Annotated in this window: 23 protein-coding genes; 14 read left to right on the forward strand and 9 right to left on the reverse strand. The window is 60.5% G+C overall.

What is annotated here, in order from left to right; translation table 11 throughout:
- Positions 1–126: 126 nt before the first annotated feature.
- Genes HMPREF3096_RS26490 through HMPREF3096_RS26500 form a run of 3 tightly spaced genes read left to right on the forward strand, consistent with a single transcriptional unit; the run spans position 127 to position 5,120 of the window.
- Positions 127–1,464 (forward strand): maltoporin, encoded by a 1,338-nt coding sequence (locus HMPREF3096_RS26490; protein WP_008806192.1) that lies wholly within the window; start codon positions 127–129, stop codon positions 1,462–1,464.
- Positions 1,465–1,476: 12 nt separating this feature from the next.
- Positions 1,477–3,669, forward strand: coding sequence for a CBM35 domain-containing protein (locus HMPREF3096_RS26495; RefSeq protein WP_032731144.1), 2,193 nt, complete (start codon positions 1,477–1,479; stop codon positions 3,667–3,669).
- Between the two features lie 50 nt (positions 3,670–3,719).
- Entirely contained in the window at positions 3,720–5,120 is a 1,401-nt protein-coding gene (locus HMPREF3096_RS26500; RefSeq protein WP_032731143.1) for a glycoside hydrolase family 1 protein, read from the forward strand.
- A gap of 53 nt (positions 5,121–5,173) precedes the next feature.
- On the opposite strand, the gene flhA is transcribed toward HMPREF3096_RS26500, so the two are convergent.
- The 6 genes from flhA to hypA form a co-directional block, all read right to left on the reverse strand.
- Positions 5,174–7,246, reverse strand: coding sequence for a formate hydrogenlyase transcriptional activator FlhA (gene flhA, locus HMPREF3096_RS26505; RefSeq protein WP_008806189.1), 2,073 nt, complete (start codon positions 7,244–7,246; stop codon positions 5,174–5,176).
- A 184-nt stretch (positions 7,247–7,430) separates the two neighbouring features.
- Positions 7,431–8,441, reverse strand: a complete 1,011-nt coding sequence (gene hypE, locus HMPREF3096_RS26510) for a hydrogenase expression/formation protein HypE (protein ID WP_032731142.1) — start codon at positions 8,439–8,441, stop codon at positions 7,431–7,433.
- Positions 8,438–9,559 (reverse strand): hydrogenase formation protein HypD, encoded by a 1,122-nt coding sequence (hypD, locus tag HMPREF3096_RS26515; protein WP_012967355.1) that lies wholly within the window; start codon positions 9,557–9,559, stop codon positions 8,438–8,440. The genes hypE and hypD overlap by 4 nt, the downstream gene beginning before the upstream one ends.
- Positions 9,559–9,831, reverse strand: coding sequence for a HypC/HybG/HupF family hydrogenase formation chaperone (locus HMPREF3096_RS26520; protein WP_002914934.1), 273 nt, complete (start codon positions 9,829–9,831; stop codon positions 9,559–9,561). The genes hypD and HMPREF3096_RS26520 overlap by 1 nt, the downstream gene beginning before the upstream one ends.
- On the reverse strand, positions 9,822–10,694 hold the full coding sequence (gene hypB / locus HMPREF3096_RS26525; RefSeq protein WP_012967356.1) for a hydrogenase nickel incorporation protein HypB: 873 nt from the start codon (positions 10,692–10,694) through the stop codon (positions 9,822–9,824). Before hypB ends, HMPREF3096_RS26520 begins: the two co-directional genes overlap by 10 nt.
- A gap of 3 nt (positions 10,695–10,697) precedes the next feature.
- Positions 10,698–11,042, reverse strand: a complete 345-nt coding sequence (hypA, locus tag HMPREF3096_RS26530; RefSeq protein WP_032731141.1) for a hydrogenase maturation nickel metallochaperone HypA — start codon at positions 11,040–11,042, stop codon at positions 10,698–10,700.
- 209 nt (positions 11,043–11,251) lie between these two features.
- Here hypA and hycA point away from each other — a divergent pair, with 209 nt between their 5' ends.
- From hycA to hycI, 9 genes are all read left to right on the forward strand, one after another.
- Positions 11,252–11,701, forward strand: a complete 450-nt coding sequence (gene hycA, locus HMPREF3096_RS26535; RefSeq protein WP_004205645.1) for a formate hydrogenlyase regulator HycA — start codon at positions 11,252–11,254, stop codon at positions 11,699–11,701.
- An 82-nt stretch (positions 11,702–11,783) separates the two neighbouring features.
- Positions 11,784–12,392 (forward strand): 4Fe-4S dicluster domain-containing protein, encoded by a 609-nt coding sequence (locus HMPREF3096_RS26540; RefSeq protein WP_012540764.1) that lies wholly within the window; start codon positions 11,784–11,786, stop codon positions 12,390–12,392.
- Entirely contained in the window at positions 12,389–14,215 is a 1,827-nt protein-coding gene (hycC, locus tag HMPREF3096_RS26545; RefSeq protein ID WP_032731140.1) for a formate hydrogenlyase subunit 3, read from the forward strand. Before HMPREF3096_RS26540 ends, hycC begins: the two co-directional genes overlap by 4 nt.
- A gap of 2 nt (positions 14,216–14,217) precedes the next feature.
- Entirely contained in the window at positions 14,218–15,141 is a 924-nt protein-coding gene (locus tag HMPREF3096_RS26550) for a respiratory chain complex I subunit 1 family protein (RefSeq protein WP_012967358.1), read from the forward strand.
- A 16-nt stretch (positions 15,142–15,157) separates the two neighbouring features.
- Positions 15,158–16,867 carry a formate hydrogenlyase subunit HycE gene (gene hycE, locus HMPREF3096_RS26555; protein WP_004151044.1) on the forward strand — a complete coding sequence of 570 codons (1,710 nt, stop codon included), beginning with the start codon at positions 15,158–15,160 and terminating at the stop codon, positions 16,865–16,867.
- Positions 16,868–16,876: 9 nt separating this feature from the next.
- On the forward strand, positions 16,877–17,419 hold the full coding sequence (locus tag HMPREF3096_RS26560) for a formate hydrogenlyase complex iron-sulfur subunit (RefSeq protein WP_032731138.1): 543 nt from the start codon (positions 16,877–16,879) through the stop codon (positions 17,417–17,419).
- Positions 17,419–18,186, forward strand: coding sequence for an NADH-quinone oxidoreductase subunit B family protein (locus HMPREF3096_RS26565; RefSeq protein ID WP_002914891.1), 768 nt, complete (start codon positions 17,419–17,421; stop codon positions 18,184–18,186). The genes HMPREF3096_RS26560 and HMPREF3096_RS26565 overlap by 1 nt, the downstream gene beginning before the upstream one ends.
- Positions 18,183–18,593, forward strand: a complete 411-nt coding sequence (locus HMPREF3096_RS26570; protein WP_032731137.1) for a formate hydrogenlyase maturation HycH family protein — start codon at positions 18,183–18,185, stop codon at positions 18,591–18,593. Before HMPREF3096_RS26565 ends, HMPREF3096_RS26570 begins: the two co-directional genes overlap by 4 nt.
- Entirely contained in the window at positions 18,586–19,056 is a 471-nt protein-coding gene (gene hycI, locus HMPREF3096_RS26575; RefSeq protein ID WP_008806179.1) for a hydrogenase maturation peptidase HycI, read from the forward strand. Before HMPREF3096_RS26570 ends, hycI begins: the two co-directional genes overlap by 8 nt.
- Here hycI and HMPREF3096_RS26580 read toward each other — a convergent pair.
- The 3 genes from HMPREF3096_RS26580 to ascF all read right to left on the reverse strand — a co-directional run bounded on the left by HMPREF3096_RS26580 (position 19,053) and on the right by ascF (position 22,436).
- Positions 19,053–19,361, reverse strand: coding sequence for a SymE family type I addiction module toxin (locus HMPREF3096_RS26580; RefSeq protein WP_012967361.1), 309 nt, complete (start codon positions 19,359–19,361; stop codon positions 19,053–19,055). The two genes, hycI and HMPREF3096_RS26580, sit on opposite strands and share 4 nt — an antisense overlap.
- Positions 19,362–19,542: 181 nt before the next feature.
- Complete coding sequence (locus tag HMPREF3096_RS26585; protein WP_008806177.1) at positions 19,543–20,967, reverse strand: 6-phospho-beta-glucosidase; 1,425 nt, start codon at positions 20,965–20,967, stop codon at positions 19,543–19,545.
- A 26-nt stretch (positions 20,968–20,993) separates the two neighbouring features.
- A complete protein-coding gene (gene ascF, locus HMPREF3096_RS26590; protein WP_012967363.1) occupies positions 20,994–22,436 on the reverse strand; it encodes a PTS cellobiose/arbutin/salicin transporter subunit IIBC in 1,443 nt (480 codons plus the stop codon).
- A gap of 267 nt (positions 22,437–22,703) precedes the next feature.
- Here ascF and HMPREF3096_RS26595 point away from each other — a divergent pair, with 267 nt between their 5' ends.
- The gene (locus tag HMPREF3096_RS26595; RefSeq protein ID WP_032731134.1) at positions 22,704–23,717 is read left to right on the forward strand and encodes a LacI family DNA-binding transcriptional regulator; all 1,014 of its coding nucleotides are present in this window, start codon (positions 22,704–22,706) and stop codon (positions 23,715–23,717) included.
- A gap of 135 nt (positions 23,718–23,852) precedes the next feature.
- Positions 23,853–24,380 carry an electron transport protein HydN gene (hydN, locus tag HMPREF3096_RS26600; RefSeq protein ID WP_008806174.1) on the forward strand — a complete coding sequence of 176 codons (528 nt, stop codon included), beginning with the start codon at positions 23,853–23,855 and terminating at the stop codon, positions 24,378–24,380.
- Position 24,381: the final 1 nt, after the last annotated feature.

The raw sequence follows: 24,381 nt of genomic DNA on the forward strand, positions 1-24,381 counted from the left end.
TTTGTGAACCAGATAGGCAATTATGGAAAGCGCTTTCCATTAACGGATGTACATTTCCATTTTTGATCCGTAAATTTCCCCTCCGTTATCGGTTCGTGTTAACAAACATAACGTGGGAAAAAAATAATGATAAAGCTGAAACATTCAATACCTCTGGCTCTCCTCTCGCTGGCAGGGGCCAGCAGCCTGGCCTGCGCCGATCCGAAGTATGATTTTGCGCTGCATGGCTATATCCGCTCCGGGATCCTGGCGAACTCCGATGGCAACCGCGCGGACTCCGTCGGCCTGATGCCGGACGGTAAGTGGCGACTGGGCAACGAAGAAGACACCAAGATCGAACTGATCCCCACCGTGACGCTGACGGCGGACAGCGGCGTGGTGGCGAAAGTGCAGGCCAACCTCACTCATCAGTCGAAATGCACCTCCGACTGGAACTGTCAGGATGACGATGGCCATGACGTACAGTTTCGCGAAGGGTTCGCCGAGCTGAGCAATCTGGATTTTGCGCCGGAGATGACCTTCTGGGCCGGTAAGCGCTACAGCAGCTCCAACACCTCCAGCCATCAGTTCGACTGGGAGTACATTCAGTACAACGGCACCGGCGGCGGCTTCGACAACATGGATCTCGGCTTCGCCCGCTTCGACGCCGGGGTGTACGCCTTTTCACCCACCGATGAAACCAAAGCCTACCCGGTGGATAAGGGAGATCAGGGCTACCCGGATGACTATTCCCTCAACCTGTGGCTGAAAAAGATCGCGGGGACAGGCTTCGATCTGGAGCTGATCGGCCACCATATGAACCGTAACGAAAACCACCCGACTTCCGCCGAGAAGGGCTATGGCGTGACCGGTATTTATAACTTTGACGGTTTCTATGGTCTGACCGGAGGCTACTCCCGCCTTGCATTGCAGTACGGGAAAGGGCTGGCGGCGGGTGACTCGCTGGGTAAAAACGGCTGGGGCTGGGCCAATCTGGAAAACACTCAGTCCTGGCGAGTGGTGCTGGATAGCGTGGCCTCGATGGGCGACCTGGAGATCTCGACCTTCGCTTTCTGGCAGAAAGATAAAAACTACCGCTGGTGGACGGAAGATGACCATGGCTGGGGACGCTCGATGTGGGTCGCCGGTATCCGCCCTTATCATCAGATCACCCGCAACTTTGCCATGCAGTACGAGCTGGGCTACGAATACCTGGATGACAAAAACTACAAAGGGGTAAACGGCAAAGGCAAAGGCGGCCTGACCAAAGTCACCGTTGCGCCAACCCTGACCTTTGACTCCGGTTTCTGGGCACGCCCGCAGCTGCGCTTCTTCGTCACCTACGCGAAGTGGGATAAAGGTGTCTCCGATGCGCTGGACGGCAACTACAACTGGGATACCAATACCATCACCGCCGGCGGGTATTCCCGCAGTGGCTCTACCGACACCGTTAACTTCGGCGTACAGGCCGAGGTCTGGTTCTAAGGAGAGACAACGATGAAGCCGATGAAAAACCTGCTGCTGATGGGGCTGCTGTCCGCGCTGGGGGCCGGCGGGGCGCTGGCCGCCGAGCGCTCGCACTTTACGCACTTTATCACTCGCGACGGCGCCACCCTCAAGGACGGCGACAAGGTGTTTCGTTTCGCCGGGATCCACGCGCCGGAGCTGCACCGCATTGAAGACGACGCCCGCGGCCCCTGCAGAGCAGACCCGCGCGGCTGGGGACAATACTTTAAATGGCCAACGGCGCAGGAGCAGCAAAACTGGATCCAGGCGATGGTGCAAACCGGGGCGAAAGCCCAGCGCGTCTACGTGCTGTCGGTGCAGCAGGAATTTGATAAAGCCTGCGGGCGCGAGACCCATATTCTGGCGCCGGAAACGGCGGACGGCATGCCGCGGCTGAATGAGAAAGCCATGCGGGTGTATGACAACATGATTGCCGAAGCGGATAAACAGGGATTGCGACTGATCCTGCCGTTTATTGACCACTGGTGGTGGTGGGGCGGGCGTGAGCAGCTGGCGGCGTTCTACCACGAAAAAGCGGAAGACTTTTATCGGACCGATAGCAAGACCTTCAAAGCCTATCTGGATGTGATCCGCCAGGTTATCACCCGGACAAATACTGTCACCGGCCGCGCCTATTATGATGAAAAGGCGATCATGGCCTGGGAAACCGGTAACGAGCTGGAGGATACCAACGCCGATTTCCTGCATCAGACCGCGGCGTGGATTAAAAAATGGGCCCCTCATCAGCTGGTGGTAGATGGTACCTATAAGAAAATCAATTCCTTTGCGCTGACCGACCCCAATGTGGATATCGTCAGCAATCACTATTACACCAATGCCGATAATAACCATCCCGGGCAGGTGACGCAGGATCTGCGCGCCGTCGGCGGGCAAAAAGTCTATCTCGTCGGCGAGTTTGGCCTGCTGCCGGCGGATCAACTGAACGCCATTATGCAGTCGATCGTTCACAGCGACGTCAACGGGGCGCAAGCCGCCGGCGGGCTTATCTGGGGCTTCCGCGGCCATCGTCACGACGGCGGCTTCTACTGGCATAAGGAGTCGACCGGGCACTACAGTTACCACCTGCCGGGGTTTGCCAAAGAAGGCGAAGCGAACCAGGAGCAGGCGGTGGTCGATCTGGTGCGCACGGCCGCGGCGCAGATGGCCGGGCAGCAGACGATGGCGCCGCTGCCGAAGCCGGACGCGCCTTTGCTGCGCGAGACCACCTCGCCCTTCGCGATCAACTGGATGGGAGCCGCGGTGGGACGCAGCTACGATGTCGAACGCGCCGCCTCGCCGACCGGGCCGTGGACGGTGGTGGGCCGGGATATCTCCGATGGCGTTAACGAATGGAATCCGGAAACCATGGTTCTGTTCCGCGACGATTATCGTCAGCTTCAGCTCGGGCATACGTATTACTACCGGGTGACGGCGAAAAACGAGAGCGGTCATTCGGCTCCTTCCAATGTGATTAGCGTGCAGCATAGCGAGGAGAATCAGCCGCCGGTTGTCATGCTGGAACCGGCCCTAACCACCACGCAGGACCAGGGCGTCGAGCTTACAGCCAGCTGGCAGGACGATGGCCTGCCGTCGCGAGAGGTTAAGGTGGGCTGGCAGCACGCCGGTGAGGGACAGGTGCATTTCTGCCATGCCGATCGGGCTCAAACCCGGGCCTGGTTTACGACGCCAGGTACCTATGCGCTGACGTTCACGGCGGACGATGGGCTGCTGAAAAGCAGCAAAACCGTGACCGTGACGGTGGGCGAAGCGACGGGGAAAGCGCCAGCGGATTTTTGTCGTTATTACGGCGAAGTTTATGGCGTGGCTGAGGGTCGGCTGACGGTGATGAAGAGTGATAAAGACGCGCTGACAGTTGGCGAGGACGGCTTCCTCGGCCCATTTGCCAACGAGGGGGATAAGATCAGCTGGCAGGTGCAGGCGCCGTGGAGCGGTCAGTTCCTGCTCAATGTAACCTTCAACGGCAAATGGGGCGGTAAGCAGAACTCATTTGTCGTCAACGGGGGCGCTCCGCAGGCCGTGGCCTTCCCGCAGACGGATGAGCAGGGCCAGCAGTTGCGGATACCGGTGACGCTTAACGCGGGGACTAATCAGATTGACTTCGGCCGCTTCGCCGGCGACTGGGGCTATATGTTCATTAAATCGATCGAAGTGGTCGCAGAGTAGTACGTTCAGGCTGCGCCAGACGGGCGCAGCCTTTTTTCGAAGGAGAGGTTATGCAGCAATATCAGTTTCCGCAAGGGTTTCTATGGGGGGCGGCGGCGTCCGGCCCGCAAACGGAAGGGGTCACCAATAAGCGCCATCGTTCCATCTGGGATAGCTGGTTTGCCGAACAACCGGAGCGATTTTATCAGCAGGTAGGGCCGCAAACCGTATGTGATACTTATCATCAGTATCCGCAGGACGTGGCGCTAATGAAACAGACCGGCTTCAACTCGTTTCGCACCTCAATTCAGTGGTCACGACTGATCGCTGATTTAGAAACCGGTGCGCCGGACCCGGACGCGGTGCGTTTTTATCACGCCTATCTCGATGAGATGATCGCCAACGGCATTGAGCCGATGATCAATCTCTACCACTTTGATATGCCGGAAGCGCTGCAGAAACAGTACGGCGGCTTTGAATCGGCGCACGTGGCCGAGCTGTTTGCCCGCTTTGCCCGCACCGCCTTTAGCCTGTTTGGCCATAAGGTTAAATACTGGATAACCTTCAACGAGCCGATTGTGCCGGTTGAGGGGGGCTACCTGTACGACTTCCACTATCCGTGTAAGAAAGATGGCCGGCTGGCGGCGCAGGTGGCGTTTAACATTATGCTGGCGCACGCCAAAGCGGTAACGGCTTATCGTGAACTGGCGCTGGTGGGCGAGATCGGCGTGGTGCTCAACCTGACCCCGAGCTATACCCTCACCGACAGCGACGCGGATAAAAAAGCCGCCGGGTATGCCGACCTGTTTTTTAACCGCAGCTTCCTTGACCCGCTGGTAAAACATGAATTCCCCAAAGCGCTGTGCGAGATCCTCGCCGCCCACGACTGCCTGCCGACGACCAGCAAAGACGACGTGGCGTTGATCCTCAGCGCGGATATCGATTTTCTTGGGGTGAACTATTACGTGCCGCGGCGGGTAAAAGCGCGTGAGGGCGAATATGATCTCGATTATTTCACCCCGGAATACTATTTCGAAAACGCGGTGAACCCGCAGGGCCGCTTTAATCCCTATCGTGATAACAACGAGATCCTGCCGCAGGCGATCTATGACATTGCCGCCAATATTCGCGATAACTACGGCAACATTAAGTGGTATCTCGCGGAAATCGGCATCGCGATGGATCGACAATCAGAGGGAGAGCCCGGGGCGGACGGGGTGATAGACGATAATTTCCGCATCCAGCTGATGGAGGAGCATCTGGTGCAGCTGCACCGCGCCATTGCCGACGGTGCGAACTGCTTTGGCGTACACCAGTGGACGTTTATCGACAACTGGTCGTGGATCAATGCCTTCAAACGACGCTACGGCTTCTGGCGACTGGATCTGGAGACCGGCGAGCGACAGATAAAACGCAATGCGCTGTGGTTTGCCGAACTGGCGACCAGCAACGGTTTTACCAGCGATAAATAGCGCGCGGCGCCTGCGCTCCCTCTCACCGGCGCGGAAAGGGGGAGCGCACGAGGTTACACCAGTTCGTCTTTATTAATACCCAGCCGCTTCATGCGCGACAGGAGCGTGGTGCGCTTGAGCCCCAGCCGCTGGGCGGCGCCTTTCGGCCCGGCCACCACGCCGTTGCTCTCCTTCAGCACCCGGACGATCAGCTGATATTCATCCTCACCTTCCTCAGGCAGGACCGCCGGCGTTCGAGGAACTTCCACGATCTCCCGCTCCGGCAGGGAGAGCTGCAGTACGTTGCCGCGGGTGAGTAACACCGCCCGTTCGATAACGTTTTCCAGCTCGCGTACGTTGCCCGGCCACTCCATCCGCGTCAGGGTGCGCAGGGTTTCCGCCGGAATGCTGTCGATGTTGCGCCCCATGCGGCGGGCGATTTTAAAGGTAAAGGCCTTCACCAGCAGCGGAATATCGTCGGGACGTTCGCGCAGCGGCGGCAGGTGGATGGGGAACACGTTGAGCCGATAGTAGAGATCGCTGCGGAATTCCCTGTCGATAACCATCTGCTTGAGATCGCGGTTGGTGGCGGCGATCAGCCGGACGTCGGTCTGGATCAGCTTGTTGCTCCCCAGACGTTCGAACTCCTGCTCCTGGAGGACGCGCAGCAGTTTAGGTTGCAACTCCAGCGGCATATCGCCCACTTCATCAAGGAACAGGGAGCTTTTGTCCGCCAGCTCGAAGCGGCCGATACGCTGGGCGCTGGCCCCAGTGAACGCGCCGCGTTCGTGGCCGAACAGATCGCTCTCCAGCAGCCCGGCGGGCATCGCGGCGCAGTTCATCTTCACCATCCGTCGACCGTTACGCCCGCTGAGGTTGTGGATGGCGCGGGCGATAAGCTCTTTACCGGTGCCGGTTTCGCCGAGGATCAGCACGGTGCTGTCGCTGTGCGCCACCATCTCGACCTGTTTGAGCACATTGTTCATCGCCTCGCTGCGGCCGATGATCTCGCCGAATTCGCTCTCGACATTATTGAGCTGCTCGGTGAGGGCGAGGTTCTCATCCACCAGCCGCTCTTTCAGGCGCTGAATTTCGCGGTAGGCGAGGGCGTTATCGATAGCGATCGATACCCGCTCGGCGATCTGCCGCAGCAGCTTGAGATTGGTGGTGGTGAAGACCTGTTCGTCGCACTGCGCCAGCTTCAGCACCCCGAGCAGGGTATTGCCGGACATCAGCGGCAGCAGGCACAGGGTCTGGATCTTATTGCCCCACATCTCGAAGAGCATTTTCTCATACGGCGCGAGGGTGTCATGCTCGTGCAGGTTGAGCAGCAGCATCTCTTTGCTTTTGAACACGCGCTCGGTGAGGGTACCGGCTTCATCCACCTCGCTCTGGTCGTGGACGGGATGGCTGGCGTCAAGATAATGCGTGGAATAGATGTTGAGCTTCCCTTTGCGGTCGCTGCGCAGCACCACGCTGATGGCGTCGATCCGGAAGTAGCGATGGATCTCTTTCGCCACCTCGCTGACCAGCTCGTCGATATCCAGGCGTGAGAGCACCGCGTTGGTGATCGCCACCAGGATGCGAAAGTTGTCGCGCTCGTGGCACAGCAGATCGTAATCGACGTTATTGCTGACCCGGTTCTGAATTTGCTCGGTGACGACGGCGACGATCTGCGTGAAGGTATGCAGCCGCTGGAACTCTTTCTCGCTCCACGGCCGGTTGTCACGGCGCAGAAATTCACAGCCGCCGAAGATCCGCCCATCAGCCGCCAGCGGCAGCAGCGAGTAGTACCCGAACGGGCGATAAAGCCCGCTGCGGATAAGCTGCGGCCAGGTGTCGGCAAAGGTCTCGTGGTCGCAATGCAGGGCATCCGGCCGGGAGAGTAAGCGGCGCACTGGACCGTGGGCGAGCACGGTTTCGTCCTCGTAGCTCACCGGGTGACCGGCTTCATCGCAGGCGTACCTGGCCGCGCGGTGGTTACCCGCGTTCCACAGGATGATGGCCGCCTCGTCGGCGAGCGCAGACTGTTGCACCAGGCGGGTGAGAGTTTCGCTCAGCGCGGCCAGATCGGGCTGCTGTAATAAAAGCCGGGTGATATCGAACAGCCCTTGCTGGCCGAGATCGCTCATCGGTGTATACGACATTGCTTACGTCCAAAACGCGCCGACAACGTGGCGCATAAGAAAATGATGGTACAAATAATAGTATGTTAATAAAGCGGTTATTGCCGCTTTAACCCCGGCTCGCGCTGCGCTTAGCCGGGCTACGTGCGCGCAGTTTTGTAGCCCGGATAAGGCGCCAGCCGCTATCCGGGACCCGACGCCGTCGTTAACAAATTCTCGGCAGCGGCTCGGCGTGGGGAAGATCGAGCGTACGCTTCACGCCGTACAGCCCAACGGAACGCACGCCCGGGTGGTCGACCACTTCGCCGATTATCGCCGCATCGCGTCCCAGTGGGTGAGACCGCAAATGCGCTAGCACGTTTTCCGCGGCCTCGCGGGCGACGGCGAGCACCAGTTTGCCTTCATTGGCGAAGTTCATGGCGTCCAGCCCAAGCAGTTCGCAGACGCCGCGCACCGTATCGTTGACCGGCAGCGTTGCCTCCTGCAGTTCGATGCCGCAGCCGCTGGCGGCGGCGAACTCATGGGCGACGGCATTGACCCCGCCGCGGGTGGCGTCGCGCAGAGCTTTCACTCCACTCAGTGGCCGCAGGGTCTGGATAAGCGGCGTCAGCACCGCGCAATCGCTGGACAGCGCGCCGTCCAGCCCCATCTGCTCGCGCAGGTTAAGGATGGTGGCGCCATGATCCCCCAGCGTGCCGCTGACCAGCAGCACATCACCGGCGCTAATCTGCTGCGTCCCCCAGCGAACGTCCGCCGGGATGGCGCCGATGCCGGCGGTGTTAATAAACAGCTTATCCGCCGCGCCGCGCGGCACCACTTTAGTGTCGCCGGTGACGATGGCGATCCCTGCCGCCCGGGCGGTGTCGGCCATGCTGGCGACCACCGCTTCCAGGGTGGCCATCTCCAGCCCCTCTTCGAGAATAAAGCCGCAGGAAAGATAGCGGGGGATGGCGCCGCTGACCGCCACATCGTTGGCGGTACCGCAGACGGCCAGCTTGCCGATATTGCCGCCGGGAAAGAACAGCGGGTCAATCACGTAGCTGTCGGTGGAGAAGGCGAGGCGGTCCCCCTGGGCGGCGAGCGCCGCCAGATCGAGGCGCGCCTGATCCTCCTGCTCCGCCAGCCAGGGGTTGGCGAAGGCCTGCATAAACAGGTCGCCGATTAGCTGCTGCATTGCCTGACCGCCGCTACCGTGGGCTAACTGGACGCTTTTCATGCTTCATTTTCCTGACTGCGATATTGATACCAGGCGGCGCAGGCCCCTTCTGAGGAGACCATCAGCGCGCCAAAGGCGCTTTGCGGATTGCAGGTGCGGGCGAAGAGCGGGCACTGGTGCGGTTTACAGCGGCCGGTCAGCACCTCGCCGCAGCGGGCCCGCGGGTCGTCGCACACGCGCTGCGGCGCCGGGCGGAAATGCGCCTCGGCATCGAAGCGCTGATAGGCTGGCGTAAGCTGCACGCCGGAGTCGCTAATGACCCCCAGGCCGCGCCATTCGCTGTCGCCATCCAGGCGAAAGACGTCGGCCATCGCCGCCTGCGCCAGCGGGTTGCCGGCATCCGGCACCACGCGACGGTACTGATTTTCCACATCGCTGCGCTGCGCTATTGTCTGCTCAACCAGCATCACCGCGCCTTGCAGTAGATCAAGCGGTTCGAAACCAGCGACCACTAAAGGACGATGATAGTCGCTGGCGATAAAGCCGTAGGCTTCGGTGCCGATCACCATACTGACGTGGCCCGGGGCGAGAAAGGCGTCGATACTGTTGTCCGGCTGATCCAGCAGGCTGCGCAGGGTCGGCAGCAGGGTGATGTGCTGGCAGAAAAAGTAGAAGTTATCGACGTTGCGCTCCCGTGCCTGACGCAGGGTGAGGGCGGTGGCGGGCATGGTAGTTTCGAAACCGAGGCCGAAAAAGACCACCTCACGCTGCGGGTTTTGCTGCGCCAGCCGCAGGGCGTCCATCGGCGAGTAAACGATGCGGACATCGGCGCCGCGGGATTTCGCCTGCAGCAGCGAGCCGTTTTTACCTGGCACGCGCATGGCGTCGCCGAAGGTGCAGAAGATGACCCCCGGACGGCTGGCAATCTCAATGCAGGCATCGATGCGCCCCATCGGCAGGACGCACACCGGGCAGCCTGGCCCATGAATAAATTCGATATTCTCCGGCAACAGCTGGTCGAGCCCGAATTTAAAAATGGCATGAGTATGGCCGCCGCAGACCTCCATGATGCGTAGCGGTCGCGCGGCGGTGTGCGGCAGCAGACGCGCACGCTGCTGAAGATGCGCCACCAACTGCATCACCTGTTCGGGGGCGCGGTATTCGTCAACGTAACGCATTATCGCTCCTCGCCATACAGCAGCGCGCCGACGTCCGGCTCCACATCGAACATATTTTGCAGCGCCTCGAGAGTGTCGCGCGCTTCGGCTTCATTGATCACGCTCATGGCGAACCCAACGTGCACCAGCACCCACTGGCCGAGACGCGGCTGACCCTGCTCGTCAACGGCGCCCACCAGCGTCAGGTCGACGTCGCGCTGAATGCCACAGACTTCCACCTTCGCCAGCACGCCGTCGATGGCGCAAATTTGTCCCGGAATGCCTATGCACATCGCTGCGTCTCCAGCCAGGTGAGCCACTGCTCCATGCCTTCGCCGCTGGTGGCCGAGAGGAGAATAATCTCAATTTGCGGATTGACCTCACGGGCGCAGGCCAGGCACTTCTCAACGTCGAAATTGAGATACGGCAGCAGGTCGACTTTGTTGAGCAGCATCAGGCTGGCGGCGGCAAACATATGTGGATATTTCAGCGGTTTGTCTTCGCCTTCGGTGACCGACAGCACCGCCACCTTATGGCGTTCGCCGAGATCAAAGCTGGCCGGGCAGACCAGGTTGCCGACGTTTTCGATAAACAGAATGCCGTGGTCAGCCAGCGGCAGGCGCGGGGCGGCGTCGGCGATCATCTGGGCATCGAGATGGCAGCCTTTCCCGGTATTGACCTGAATCGCCGGGGTGCCGGTGGCGCGAATGCGGGCGGCGTCATTGACCGTTTGCTGATCGCCTTCAATCACCGCGCAGTCGGCGCGTCCTTTCAGCCGGGTGAGGGTTTCGGTCAGCAGGGTGGTTTTACCGGAGCCGGGGCTGGAAACCAGATTCAGCACCAGCTGCTGTTTCGCCGCAAAGCGTGCGCGGTTGCGCGCCGCCAGACGGTTGTTTTTATCCAGCACGTCGATCTCCACTTCCAGCATCCGCCGCTGGCTCTGCCCCGGGGCGTGAGTCCCAGCCTCGCCATGGCCGTAATGCAGGTCGCCCTCTGGCGTGCGGGTGGGGGCGAAGTGATCGGTTTTGACACCGGTGATGGTCATCGTCTGGCGTGGGGCGGGCGCGAAGGGGGCGCTGCGGAACGCGGAATGCGGGTTTCGTTCGTCTCCTTCAATATAGAGGTTGCCTTCGCCACAGCCGCATGTTGTACACATAGTTTACTCCAGTTCTAAACGCTGAATCTGTAAGCCGTCATCCGCCACGATCTGTGGCTGGTCGTTATTGCAGAGCGGGCAGCGGCGGACGTGCTGCGAGACAAGATGGACGTACTGCTGGCAGCGTTCGCACCAGCATTCAGCCTGTTGTTCGGCGATATGCAGTTCGCACCCCTCCGCCAGCGTGCCCCGGCAGACCAGCTCAAAGCAGAAGGTCAGGGCGCTGGCTTCCACGCAGGAAAATGCGCCGACCTTGAGCCACACGCCGGTCACCCGTCGCGCGCCGGCCTGCTGCGCCTGTTGTTCAATAATTTCCAGCGCCCGCTGGCTGAGGGTGATTTCGTGCATAGTCGCCTCCGTATCGCAATGCGCCTTGTATGCAATAACGATGCCAGAATGAAATCGTCGTGGCCGTCGATGTCGATGTCGACGCCCCGGGGCTGTCATCGACATGTCGCATCGGCAGGGATGAATACAAAAACATAGTTAAATCAATTAAATAAAAAATGGCATGAAAAATGCTTAGAGGGTGCATCTCATGCAACGGAGAAACCGATATGACTATTTGGGAAATAAGTGAAAAGGCGGATTACATCGCCGACCGTCACCGGCAGCAGCAGGAGCAGTGGCACATCTACTGTAACTCGCTGGTTCAGGGGATCACCCTGTCGAAGGCCCGCCTGCATCACGCGATGAGCTGCGCGCCGGATAAAGAGCTGTGCTTCGTGCTGTTCGGCCATTTTCAGGTGTTTGTCGCGCTGGCGGAAGGCTTTAACAGCCACACCATCGAATACTACGTCGAAAACAAAGGCGGCGGTGATAAGTACCTGATTGCTCAGGCCACGCTGGCGGCAGATGGCACGGTGGACGGGCGGATCAGCAACCGCTCCCGCGACCAGGTGCTGGAGCACTATCTGGCGATTATCGCCACCGTCTATGACCGTCTGTATGACGCCATGGAGCAAGACCAACCGGTGGATTTAAGCCATCTGGCCCTGACCCACTGATCGCGAGGTGTCGACACGTGTCGAAAATGACACCTGCGCAACCTGATTTCGTCAAAAATGACTTTCACCCGAGGATGACCCGGTGAACCGTTTTGTAATTGCTGACTCCACTGTCTGTATCGGCTGCCGCACCTGCGAAGCCGCCTGCTCTGAGACGCATCGCCAGCACGGCCTGCAGGCTATGCCGCGGCTGCAGGTGATGCGTAATGAAAAAGAATCGGCACCGCAGATGTGCCACCACTGCGAAGATGCCCCCTGCGCCACCGTCTGCCCGGTTAACGCCATCCAGCGCGTCGATGGCGCCGTCCAGCTCAACGAGAGCCTGTGCGTAAGCTGCAAACTGTGCGGCATCGCCTGCCCGTTTGGCGCCATCGAATTTTCCGGCAGCCGTCCGCTGGATATTCCGGCCAATGCCAATACCCGACTGGCGCCCCCCGCGCCGCCGGCGCCGGCCCGTGTCAGCTCGCTGCTCGACTGGGTGCCCGGCGTGCGCGCCATTGCCGTGAAATGCGACCTCTGCCACTTCGATGACCAGGGCCCGGCCTGCGTGCGGACCTGCCCGACCAACGCGCTGCTGTTGGTGGATAGCCGGGATATCGCCCAGGCCAGCAAGCGTAAACGCCAGCTGACCTTTAATACCGACCTTGGCGACTTGTCGCTGTTCCAGGCGCAACAGGGGGAGAGGGAATGAGTGTAATAGGATTAGTCAATCAGGCGGTGATGTGGTACGCCGCCAGCGCCGTGCTGGCCTTTGTGTTTGCCATGCGTAAACCGCTCAGCGGCGCTATTGCCGGGATCGGCGGCGCGGTGGCCAGCGCCATGCTGGTGGTTGCCGGCGGCGCAGCGCTCTTGATGCCGGAACGGATCCACGGTGGCATGCTGCAGTTTCTGCATCTGACGATGCGGGTGGGCGGTGTCAACGCGCTGTGGCTGCTGGCCATCGGCCTGTCGGCGCTGCCGGTGTCATTGTTCAATATTAGCTGGCATCGCCATCCGCAGGTGAAGGCCAACGGCCTGCTGGTCAACCTGCTGTTGGCCGCCGCCACCTGCGCGGTGGTGGTGACCAATATCGGTTCGCTGGTGGTGATGGCGGAGATCATGGCGCTCTGCGCGGCGTTTCTCACCGGCTGCGCCGCTTCCGGTAAGCTGTGGTTTGCCCTGGGGCGTCTCGGCACGTTGCTGATGGCCTGGACCTGCTGGCTGGTGTGGTCGACCTACGGCACCCTCGAGCTGGCGCAGATCAACCTCCAGGCAGTGGATATGATGCAGAACCCGCTGCTGTGGCTGCCGGGACTGGTGGGGTTCGCCCTGCTGGCCGGGGCGATCCCGCTGCACGGCTGGGCGCCGCAGGCTCACGCCGGGGCCAGCGCGCCGGCCGCCGCGCTGTTTTCCACCGTGGTGATGAAGGTCGGTCTTTACGGCATGCTGACCGTCTCGCTGGCCGGCGGCGTGCCGCCGCTGTGGTGGGGCGTCATGCTGCTGGCGCTGGGGATGATCACCGCCTTTATCGGCGGGCTGTATGCCCTGATGGAGCATAACATTCAGCGTCTGCTGGCCTATCACACCCTCGAGAACATCGGCATCATCCTGCTGGGGCTGGGCGCCTTTGTTACCGGCGTGGCAACCCGCAACAGCACGCTGATGGTGCTGGGTTTTATCGGCGGCATGTATCACCTGATTAACCACAGCCTGTTCAAAACCACGCTGTTCCTCGGCGCCGGGGCGGTGTGGTTCCGTACCGGCCATCGCGATATCGAGAAGCTGGGCGGCATCGGTAAAAAAATGCCGTTGATCTCCCTCGCCATGCTGGTAGGACTGATGGCAATGGCGGCCCTGCCGCCGCTGAACGGCTTCGCCGGCGAGTGGGTTATCTACCAGTCCTTCTTCAAAATGAGCACCGGCGACCTGTTTATTGGCCGTCTGCTGGGGCCGCTGCTGGCCGTCGGCCTGGCGATCACCGGCGCACTGGCGGTGATGTGTATGGCGAAAGTCTATGGCGTGACCTTCCTCGGCGCGCCGCGGACGAAAGAGGCGGAAAACGCCACCTGCGCCCCCTGGCTGATGACCCTGAGCGTAATACTGGCGGCGGTCTTCTGCCTCGTTGGCGGCATCGCCGCGCCGTGGCTGCTGCCGCTGGTGAGCGGCGCCTTCCCGGTGCAGGCTCAGGTATCGAGCGTGGTATCGCAGCCGATGATCGCGCTGCTGCTTATCGCCTGCCCGCTGCTGCCGTTCCTGCTGATGATCTTCTTTAAAGGCGATCGCCTGGCGGCGCGCTCGCGCGGCGCGGCGTGGGTCTGCGGTTACGACCACGAGCAGTCGATGGTGGTAACGGCCCACGGCTTTGCCATGCCGGTGAAAGAGGCCTTTGCGCCGTTGCTGAAGCTGCGTCACTGGCTGAACCCGGTGCGTCTGGTGCCGGGCTGGCAATCGGCCTCGGCGCCGGCGCTGCTGCGCGGGATCGCGCTGGTTGAGCTGGCGGTGCTGGTGGTGATTGTCATTTCGCGAGGAGCCTGAGAATGAGTCTGTTAATTGCATTGCTACAGGCGCTGGTGCTGTTTGCCGTCGCGCCGCTGTTGTCCGGGATCGTTCGCGTCGCCCGCGCGCGGCTGCATAACCGCCGTGGACCGGGGGTACTGCAGGAGTATCGCGATATCCTGAAACTGCTGAGCCGCCAGAGCGTGGGCCCTGACGCCTCGGGCTGGGTGTTTCGCCTGACGCCGTACGTCATGGTGGGCGTGATGCTGACCATCGCCACCGCGCTGCCGGTGGTGACGGTGGACTCTCCGCTGCCGGTGCTCGGGGATCTCATCACCCTGATCTACCTGTTCGCCATCGCCCGTTTCTTCTTTGCCATTTCTGGTCTGGACACCGGCAGCCCGTTTACCGCGCTGGGCAGCAGTCGCGAAGCGATGCTCGGCGTGCTGGTGGAGCCGATCCTGCTGCTGGGCCTGTGGGTGGCGGCGCAGGTCGCCGGCTCGACCCATATCAGCACCATCACCGATACCCTTTACCACTGGCCGGCGGCGCGCAGCATTCCACTGATTCTGGCGCTGTGCGCCTGCGCCTTCGCCACCTTTATTGAGATGGGCAAACTGCCGTTCGATCTGGCGGAAGCAGAGCAGGAGCTGCAGGAGGGCCCCCTGTCGGAATACAGCGGCAGCGGCTTTGGCATCCTGAAGTGGGGCATCAGCCTCAAACAGCTGGTGGTGCTGCAGATGTTTGTCGGGGTCTTTTTCCCGTGGGGTCAGATGACCAGCTTCAGCGTCGGCGGCCTGCTATTGGCGCTGGTGGTCGCCATCGTCAAGCTGGTGGTCGGGGTGCTGATTATCGCGTTGTTTGAAAACAGCATGGCGCGTCTGCGTTTTTGTGCCACCTCCCGCGTCACCTGGGCCGGGTTTGGTTTTGCCTTTTTAGCTTTCGTCTCCTTGCTGGTGGCGTGATTAAGAGAGTTTGAGCATGTCTGAAGAAAAAATCGGTCAACACTATCTTGCGGCGCTGCACCAGGCCTTTCCGGGCGTGGTGCTGGACGAAGCCTGGCAGACCAAAGACCAGTTAACTATCACCGTGAAGGTCAACTACCTGCCGGAAGTGGTGGAGTTTCTCTACTACCAGCAGGGTGGCTGGCTGTCGGTGCTGTTCGGCAACGATGAACGTAAGCTCAACGGCCACTACGCGGTCTATTACGTGCTGTCGATGGAGCAGGGCACCAAATGCTGGATCACCGTGCGTGTGGAAGTGGACGCCAACAAACCGGAATACCCGTCGGTGACGCCGCGCGTCCCGGCGGCGGTGTGGGGCGAGCGCGAAGTGCGCGATATGTACGGCCTGGTGCCGGTCGGCCTGCCGGACGAACGTCGTCTGGTGCTACCGGACGACTGGCCGGACGAACTCTATCCGCTGCGCAAAGACAGCATGGACTATCGCCAGCGTCCGGCGCCGACCACCGACGCCGAAACCTACGAGTTCATTAACGAGCTCGGCAGCAAGAAAAACAACGTGGTGCCGATCGGCCCGCTGCACGTCACCTCTGATGAACCTGGCCACTTCCGCCTGTTCGTTGACGGCGAGAACATTATCGATGCCGACTACCGCCTGTTCTACGTCCATCGCGGGATGGAAAAGCTGGCGGAAACCCGCATGGGCTATAACGAAGTGACCTTCCTGTCGGACCGGGTGTGCGGCATCTGCGGCTTCGCCCACAGTACCGCTTACACCACCTCGGTGGAGAACGCGATGGGCATCGTGGTGCCGGAGCGGGCGCAGATGATCCGCGCCATTCTGCTGGAGGTGGAACGCCTGCACTCGCACCTGCTGAACCTCGGTCTGGCCTGCCACTTTACCGGCTTTGACTCCGGCTTTATGCAGTTCTTCCGCGTGCGCGAAACCTCAATGAAGATGGCGGAAATTCTCACCGGCGCGCGTAAAACCTACGGCCTGAACCTGATCGGCGGGATCCGCCGCGACCTGCTGAAAGAGGACATGATCCAGACCCGTCAGCTGGCGCAGCAGATGCGCCGCGACGTGCAGGAACTGGTGGATATGCTGCTCAGCACGCCGAATATGGAACAGCGTACCGTCGGTATTGGCCGTCTGGATCCGGAAATCGCCCGCGACTTTAGTAACGTCGGCCCGATGGTGCGCGCCAGCGGCCACGCCCGCGACACCCGCGCCGACCACCCGTTTGTCGGCTACGGCCTGCTGCCGATGGAAGTCCACAGCGAGCAGGGTTGCGACGTAATATCTCGCCTCAAGGTGCGGATCAACGAGGTTTATACCGCGCTGAATATGATTGATTTCGGTCTCGATAACCTGCCGGGCGGCCCGCTGATGGTGGAAGGGTTCACCTATATTCCGCACCGCTTCGCACTGGGCTTCTCCGAGGCGCCGCGCGGCGACGATATCCACTGGAGCATGACCGGCGACAACCAGAAACTGTACCGCTGGCGCTGCCGGGCGGCGACCTATGCCAACTGGCCGACCCTGCGCTATATGCTGCGCGGCAACACCGTTTCCGATGCGCCGCTGATCATCGGCAGCCTCGACCCGTGCTACTCCTGTACCGACCGCATGACCGTTGTCGACGTACGCAAGAAGAAGAGCAAAGTGGTGCCGTACAAAGAGCTGGAGCGCTACAGCATCGAGCGTAAAAACTCGCCGCTGAAATAAGGAATCGCCATGTTTACCTTTATTAAAAAAGTTATTAAGACCGGCACCGCGACGCACGCCTACCCGCTGGAGCCGATGCCGGTAGACAAAAACTTTCGCGGCAAGCCGGAGCATACGCCGCAGCAGTGTATCGGCTGCGCGGCCTGCGTGAACGCCTGCCCGTCGAACGCCCTGACGGTCGAGACCGATCTGACCACTAAACAGCTGGCGTGGCAGTTTAACCTCGGGCGCTGCATCTTCTGCGGCCGCTGTGAAGAGGTGTGCCCGACGGCGGCGATTAAGCTGTCGCCGGAGTATGAGCTGGCGGTGTGGAAGAAAGAGGATTTCCTCCAGCAGTCGCGCTTCGCTATCTGCCACTGCCGGGAGTGCCAGCGTCCGTTCGCGGTGCAGAAAGAGATCGACTACGCCATCGCGCTGCTCAAGCATAACGGCGATACCCGCGCCGAGCTGCACCGTGAAAGCTTCGAAACCTGCCCGGAATGCAAGCGCCAGAAATGCCTGGTGCCGTCCGATCGTATTGAACTGACCCGCCATATGAGGGAGGCCAGCTGATGAGTACTTTACTTGGCCCGCGCGATGAAAACGGCATTCCCGTGCCGATGACGGTGGATGAATCCATCGCCAGCATGAAGGCCTCGCTGCTGAAGAAAATTAAACGTTCGGCCTACGTCTACCGCGTCGACTGCGGCGGCTGCAACGGTTGCGAAATTGAAATCTTCGCCACCCTTTCGCCGCTGTTCGACGCTGAACGCTTCGGGATCAAGGTGGTGCCTTCGCCGCGCCATGCCGATATCCTGCTGTTTACCGGGGCGGTGACCCGCGCCATGCGCTCCCCGGCGCTGCGCGCCTGGCAGTCGGCGCCGGATCCGAAGATCTGTATCTCCTACGGCGCCTGCGGCAACAGCGGCGGCATCTTCCACGACCTGTACTGTGTCTGGGGCGGTACCGATAAAATCGTACCGGTCGATGTCTATATTCCGGGCTGCCCGCCGACGCCCGCCGCCACCCTGTACGGCTTCGCCATGGCGCTCGGCCTGCTGGAGCAGAAAATCCATGCTCGTCTGCCAGGCGAACTCGACGAACAGCCGACCGAGCTGCTGCATGCCGATATGGTGCAGCCCCTGCGGGTGCGCATCGATCGCGAAGCGCGGCGTCTGGCGGGCTATCGCTATGGCCGGCAGATTGCTGACGACTATATGCGTCTGCTCGGCCAGGGCGACAGCCAGGTGCTGCGCTGGCTGGAGGCGGAGAAAGATCCGCGTCTGACCGAGATCGTCACCCATCTCAACCAGGTGGTCGAGGGGGCGCGTATCCGATGAGCGAGACGGTGGTGTTCAGTCAGCTGAGCCGTAAATTTATTGATGAGAACGACGCCACGCCGGATCAGGCGCAGCAGGTGGTCTATTACAGCCTGGCGATTGGCCACCACCTCGGCGTCATCGACTGTCTTGAGGCGGCGCTGAGCTGCCCGTGGGAGGCGTATCTGGCATGGATCGCCACCCTTGAGGCCGGGAGCGCCGCGCGGCGCAAAATGGAGGGCGTGCCGAAGTATGGCGAAATCGTCATCGACAGCAGCCATGTGGCGATGCTGGCCAACGCCTTTGATAAAGCGCAGTCCGCGCAGACCCCGCAGCAGCAGGCGTGGAGCAAAACCCTGCTCAGCATGCTGCATGATATTCACCAGGAGAGCGCCATCTACCTGATGGTGAGGAGATTACGTGACTGACGTTTTACTCTGTGTTGGCAACAGCATGATGGGCGACGACGGCGCCGGCCCGCTGCTGGCGGAGATGTGCGCGGCGAACCCGGCCGGCCAGTGGGTGGTCATCGACGGCGGCAGCGCGCCGGAAAACGACATCGTGGCGATCCGCGAATTACGCCCCGAACGCCTGCTGATTGTCGATGCCACCGATATGGGCCTCAACCCCGGCGACATTCGCGTCATCGACCCCGACGACATCGCCGAGATGTTTATGATGACCACCCATAACATGCCGCTCAACTATCTGGTCGATCAGTTGAAAGAGGACGTCGGCGAGGTGATTTTCCTCGGCATTCAGCCGGATATCGTCGGTTTTTATTATCCGATGACCCAGCCGGTAAAAGAGGCCGTTGCCCGGGTGTACCAGCAGCTGGCAGACTGGCAGGGCCAGGGCGGCTTTGCCCGGCTGGAGGCTGAAGACGATTAACCCAGCGGCGAACCGGGCTCTCCGCCGGCGCACGACTGACCTGCCGGGAGCCCCGTTCCCGGCGGCGCCAGCTCAAGATTCTCTATCACTAATTTCCCGGGCGACACCGAGACTCTGACCTGCGTGCCGACCGGAAACCCCGCCTGCTCCAGCCAGTCGCCGTTCAGGTTCAGGGCTGCGTGGCGGGTGTAGCGCCGCGTCTCCCGCGTTTTGCGGTCTTCATGGCGTTTTCTGACATATCCCACGGTTAACTGGCGAATGGCCCTGGCTATCCCTCTGGCTGCGGTAGTGTGCTGTGCGCTCATGATGTGCTCCTTGCTGAAGATACCCCTGTAAAAGTACTGGATAAAATACCAGTTATTGTGAACAGGAGGCAAACCAGAAACTGGAATCAGGCTCGAGAAAAAAGCATGTAATAGATGCAACAGAAAGCAGACGCCCGTCCCCCGTTTATCGCGGGGAATGGGCGCGCGTGGGCGAGGACGCTTAGTCGAGATCGGCGCCGTTGCTGGCTATCACCTTCTGGTACCAGAAGAATGACTTTTTACGCTTACGCGCCAGGGTGCCGTTGCCGGCATCGTCGCGATCGACATAGACAAAGCCGTAGCGCTTGCTCATCTCGCCGGTTGACGCCGAGACCAGATCGATGCAGCCCCAGCTGGTGTAGCCCAGCACCGGAATACCGTCGCCGATAGCGTCGCGCATTGCCCTGATGTGCTCGCGCAGGTAGCTGATGCGATAGTCGTCATTGATGTCGCCATTGGCATCGATCTCATCGCGGGCGCCAAGCCCGTTTTCCACCAGGAACAGCGGTTTCTGATAGCGGTCGTACATCATGTTCATGGTGATGCGCAGGCCCAGCGGGTCGATGCCCCAGCCCCATTCGCTGGCCGGGATGTGCGGGTTCTTCAGCGACTTGACGATATTGGCGGCATTGGTGTTGCTGGCGTTCATCTCCGCCGAGGCGCAGCGCGACGCATAGTAGCTAAAGGAGACGAAATCGACGGTGTTTTTGAGGATCTCGTCATCGCCCGGCTGTTTCGCAATCGTGACCCCTTTTTCCCGGAACACCCGCGCGGCCCACACCGGATAGGCGCCGCGCGCCTGGACGTCGATAAAGAACAGATTTTCGCGGTCCTTCTCCAGCGCCATCCACACATCTTCCGGCTTGCAGGAGTAAGGATAGAAATTGCCGCCCGCCAGCATGCAGCCGACCTGATTTTGCGGGTTAATCTCATGAGCGATTTTTGTCGCCAGCGCGCTGGCCACCAGCTCGTGATGCGCGGCCTGGTACTTCACCTGCTCCTGGTTTTCACCCTCTTCAAACACCAGACCGGCGCCGGAGTAGGGGCTGTGCAGCATGATGTTGATTTCATTGAAGGTGAGCCAGTATTTCACCAGACCGTCAAAAGCTTCAAAGCAGGTGCGGGCGTAGTGGCTGAAAAAATCCACCATTTTGCGGTTGCGCCAGGAGCCGTACTCCATCACCAGATGCATCGGCACGTCGAAATGACACAGCGTGACCAGCGGCTCGATACCGTGCTTTTTGCACTCCTCAAATAGTGAGCGGTAGAAGGCGATGCCCTGCGGATTCGGCTGTTGCTCGTCGCCGCGCGGGAACAGTCGGCTCCAGGCGATGGAGGTGCGAAAGACGCTGAACCCCATCTCGGCCATCAGGGCAACATCTTCTTTATAGCGATGGTAAAAATCGATCGCCTCATGGCTGGGGTAAAATTCGTCTTCACGCAGCGTAAAGCGCTTCTCCAGGCCTAATTTTACCGGCAGGCGGTGAGCGCCGTGGGGGAGGGTATCCACGGTGGTCAGCCCCTTACCGCCTTCAAGATAAGCGCCTTCAGACTGGTTGGCGGCCAGTGCGCCGCCCCATAAAAATCCCTGTGGGAAACTCGCCATGCATTACCTCATTATCAATTGTGTGTTCAGGCGTGGGATGCCTGGGCCCGGGCCTGGCGCGCTCTGGCGTCGGCAGCGGCCTGTTCAACGGGAATATCTTCAAAGCCGAGGATCAGCGTCAGGGCAAACGACAGCACCACCGACAGCGCCATCACGCCAAATACCCAGACGATAGTCATCGGATTGGCTGGATCGAAAAACTGCACGCTGGTAAACAGCCCTGGCGCCGCCATTGAATGGCTGGCCAGACCGGCGATTCCTGCCACCGCGCCGCAGATAAAGCCGCTGATTAAGCTGGCGATCAGCGGGCGCTTCAGGCGCACCGCCACGCCGTACAGCGCCGGTTCGGAAATCCCGGCCAGAATCGCCGATGCCGCGGCGGCCAGCGCCGTCTGGCGCAGCTCCGGGTTTTTGGTTTTCCACGCCACCGCCAGCGACGATCCGCCCAGCGACAGGTTGGCGCCGATCTCCGATGGCATCACCATGCCCTCTTTGCCGGTTTCGGCGATGGTCTGAATGATGGTTGGCGTAAAGACGCGGTGCATCCCGGTCATCACCAGCAGTGGCCACAGCCCGCCCATGATCGCCACCGACAGCCAGCCGAGATAGCTGTGGATCGTATACACCAGCGCGGAAATGGCGCTACCGATCCAGATGCCCAGCGGGCCAATCAGCAGGATCGCCAGCGGGGCGGCGATCAGCACGATCAGCATCGGCTTAAGGAAGTTTTTCGTCACCGCCGGGGTAATGCGATCTACCCAGCGCTCGATATACGACAGGCACCAGGTCATCACCAGCGCCGGGATCACCGTGTAGGTGTATTTCACCGCGGTAACCGGAATAAAGGCAAATTCAACGTGTTCGCCCTGGGCGGCTTTGGCCATCAATTCGATAAACCCGGGATGCACCAGCACCCCGGCGATGGCGATAGCCAGCGACATATTGGTTTTGAATTTCACCGCCGCGGAGGCGGCCACCATCAGCGGCAGGAAGAAAAATGCGCCATCGCCGATAAGCGCCAGAAGTGTCAGCGTCGGCGAGCCTTTCGGCAGCGCGCCGCTCATCTCAAGGATCATTGCCAGCAGCTTGACCATCGATCCGCCGATAATCGCCGGGATCAGCGGCGACATGGTGCCGATCAGCGCGTCAAGGATCCCGGCGCCGATGCGTTTCAGGGTTAGCGGCGCTTTGCCCTGCGGCTCAGCCGGGCGCAGGTCGCCAGGCAGCAGATTCACGACCTCGCGGTAGGCCTGGGAAACGGTATTGCCGATGATCACCTGGCATTGGTTATCGCTGCGCACAACGCCGAGTACCCCGGTCAGGCCTTTCAGGGTGGGGCTATCGACCTTTTCGTCGTCTTTGACCACGAAGCGCAGACGGGTCATGCAGTGGGTCACGGCGGCGACGTTATCGACTCCGCCGATTGCCGCGACTATCTGTTGCGCCAGGGCTGCATAATTTTTCGACATCGGATTTTATCCTGTTTATCAATAGGGTACTGATCTGCTACCGCGCCGCATCGCCGGGCGATACCATGTTTATATAGGAAACCGGTTCCACAAAATCATGTTGAGTTTCATTTGATTGCACAAGAAATAAAAAAAGATGATCTCAATTTTGTGATTTTGATCGCGAAGCGTCGCCGTGAGCCGGATCGCGGTGGTGAACAGGGGAATGCTGTAAAAGCGGGAAACGTGCAGTACACTGCCTGCAACTTTTGCAACAGGAAGAATCACATGGCAACGATGCTGGAGGTCGCAAAGCGCGCGGGGGTATCGAAGGCAACCGTTTCGCGGGTACTGTCGGGCAACGGCTATGTCAGTCAGGAGACCAAAGACCGGGTGTTTAAGGCAGTGGCGGAGAGCGGCTATCGGCCTAATCTGCTGGCGCGCAACCTGGCGACCAAAACGACGCAAACCCTGGGCCTGGTGGTGACCAACACCCTGTACCACGGCGTCTATTTCAGCGAGCTGCTGTATCACGTGGCGCGGATGACGGAAGACAAGGGACGACAGCTGATCCTGGCCGACGGCAAGCACAGCGCGCAAGAGGAGCGGGAGGCGATCCAGTACCTGCTGGACCTGCGCTGCGATGCGATCATCATCTACCCGCGCTTTCTCACCGTTGACGAGATGGACGAGATCGTTGAGAACCACTCGCAGCCGATCATGGTGCTTAACCGCCGCCTGCGTCGCCACGCCAGCCACTGTGTCTGGTCCGATCAAAAAGCCTCGGCGATGCGGGTGGTGGAGCGGCTGATTGCGCTTGGCCATCGCGATATCTCCTTTATTACCGGCTCCCTTGACTCACCCACCGGCGTCGAACGCCTTGCCGGCTACAAAGACGCGCTGGCTGGCCATGGCATCGCCCTGAACGAGGCGCTCATCGCGGAGGGGCGCTGGACGCCGGAAACCGGCGCGGCGGCGGTGGAGATCCTGCGTCAGCGCGGGGTGACCTACAGCGCGCTGGTGGCGAGCAATGACAATATGGCGATCGGAGCGATGAAGCAGCTTCACCAGCTGGGCGTTAAGGTTCCGGAGCAGGTCTCGGTGGTGGGGTTTGACGATATTGTGCTGGCGCCGTATATGGTGCCGTCGCTCGCCAGCGTTCGGGTACCGGTGACGGAGATGATTAAAGAGAGCATCAATCGGCTGATATTTATGCTGGATGGTGGGGAATTCAACTTTCAGCAGAGCTTCCCCGGGGCGCTAATTGAGCGTGATTCACTGGTGGCGGGTCCCTGTGCCTGACGTCGTCAGCTGTCATCGTCACTACTGACGATGACAGCAAATGTTCGATTTAATTCTCTTAACTATCAATGACATAAAAACTGGAACGTATTATGCATACTCCGGCGCCTAACCTTCTTACTGCTGGAGAAATGGATGAACCGTTTCATTATCGCCGATGCGAGCAAATGTATCGGCTGTCGCACTTGCGAAGTGGCCTGCGTGGTGTCCCATCAGGAACATCAGGATTGCGCCGCCCTGACGCCTCACACCTTTCAACCGCGTATTCACGTGATCAAAGGGGTCAATGTCTCCACGGCGACCGCCTGCCGTCAGTGTGAAGACGCCCCCTGCGCCAACGTCTGCCCGAACGGCGCCATCAGCCGCGATAAAGGCTTTGTCCATGTGATGCAGGAGCGCTGCATCGGCTGCAAAACCTGCGTTGTTGCCTGCCCGTACGGGGCGATGGAGGTGGTGGTGCGCCCGGTGATCCGCCATAGCGGTGCCGGACTGAACGTCGTGGCGGAAAAAGCCGAAGCCAACAAGTGCGACCTCTGCTTCCACCGCGAGAGCGGCCCGGCCTGCATGGAAGTCTGCCCGACGCACGCCCTGGTGTGCGTTGACCGCAACAAGCTGGAGCAGATGAATATCGAGAAACGTCGCCGTACGGCGCTGGCCTGGTAAG

Source organism: Klebsiella sp. HMSC25G12, from assembly GCF_001807705.1.
Classification (GTDB): domain Bacteria; phylum Pseudomonadota; class Gammaproteobacteria; order Enterobacterales; family Enterobacteriaceae; genus Klebsiella; species Klebsiella variicola.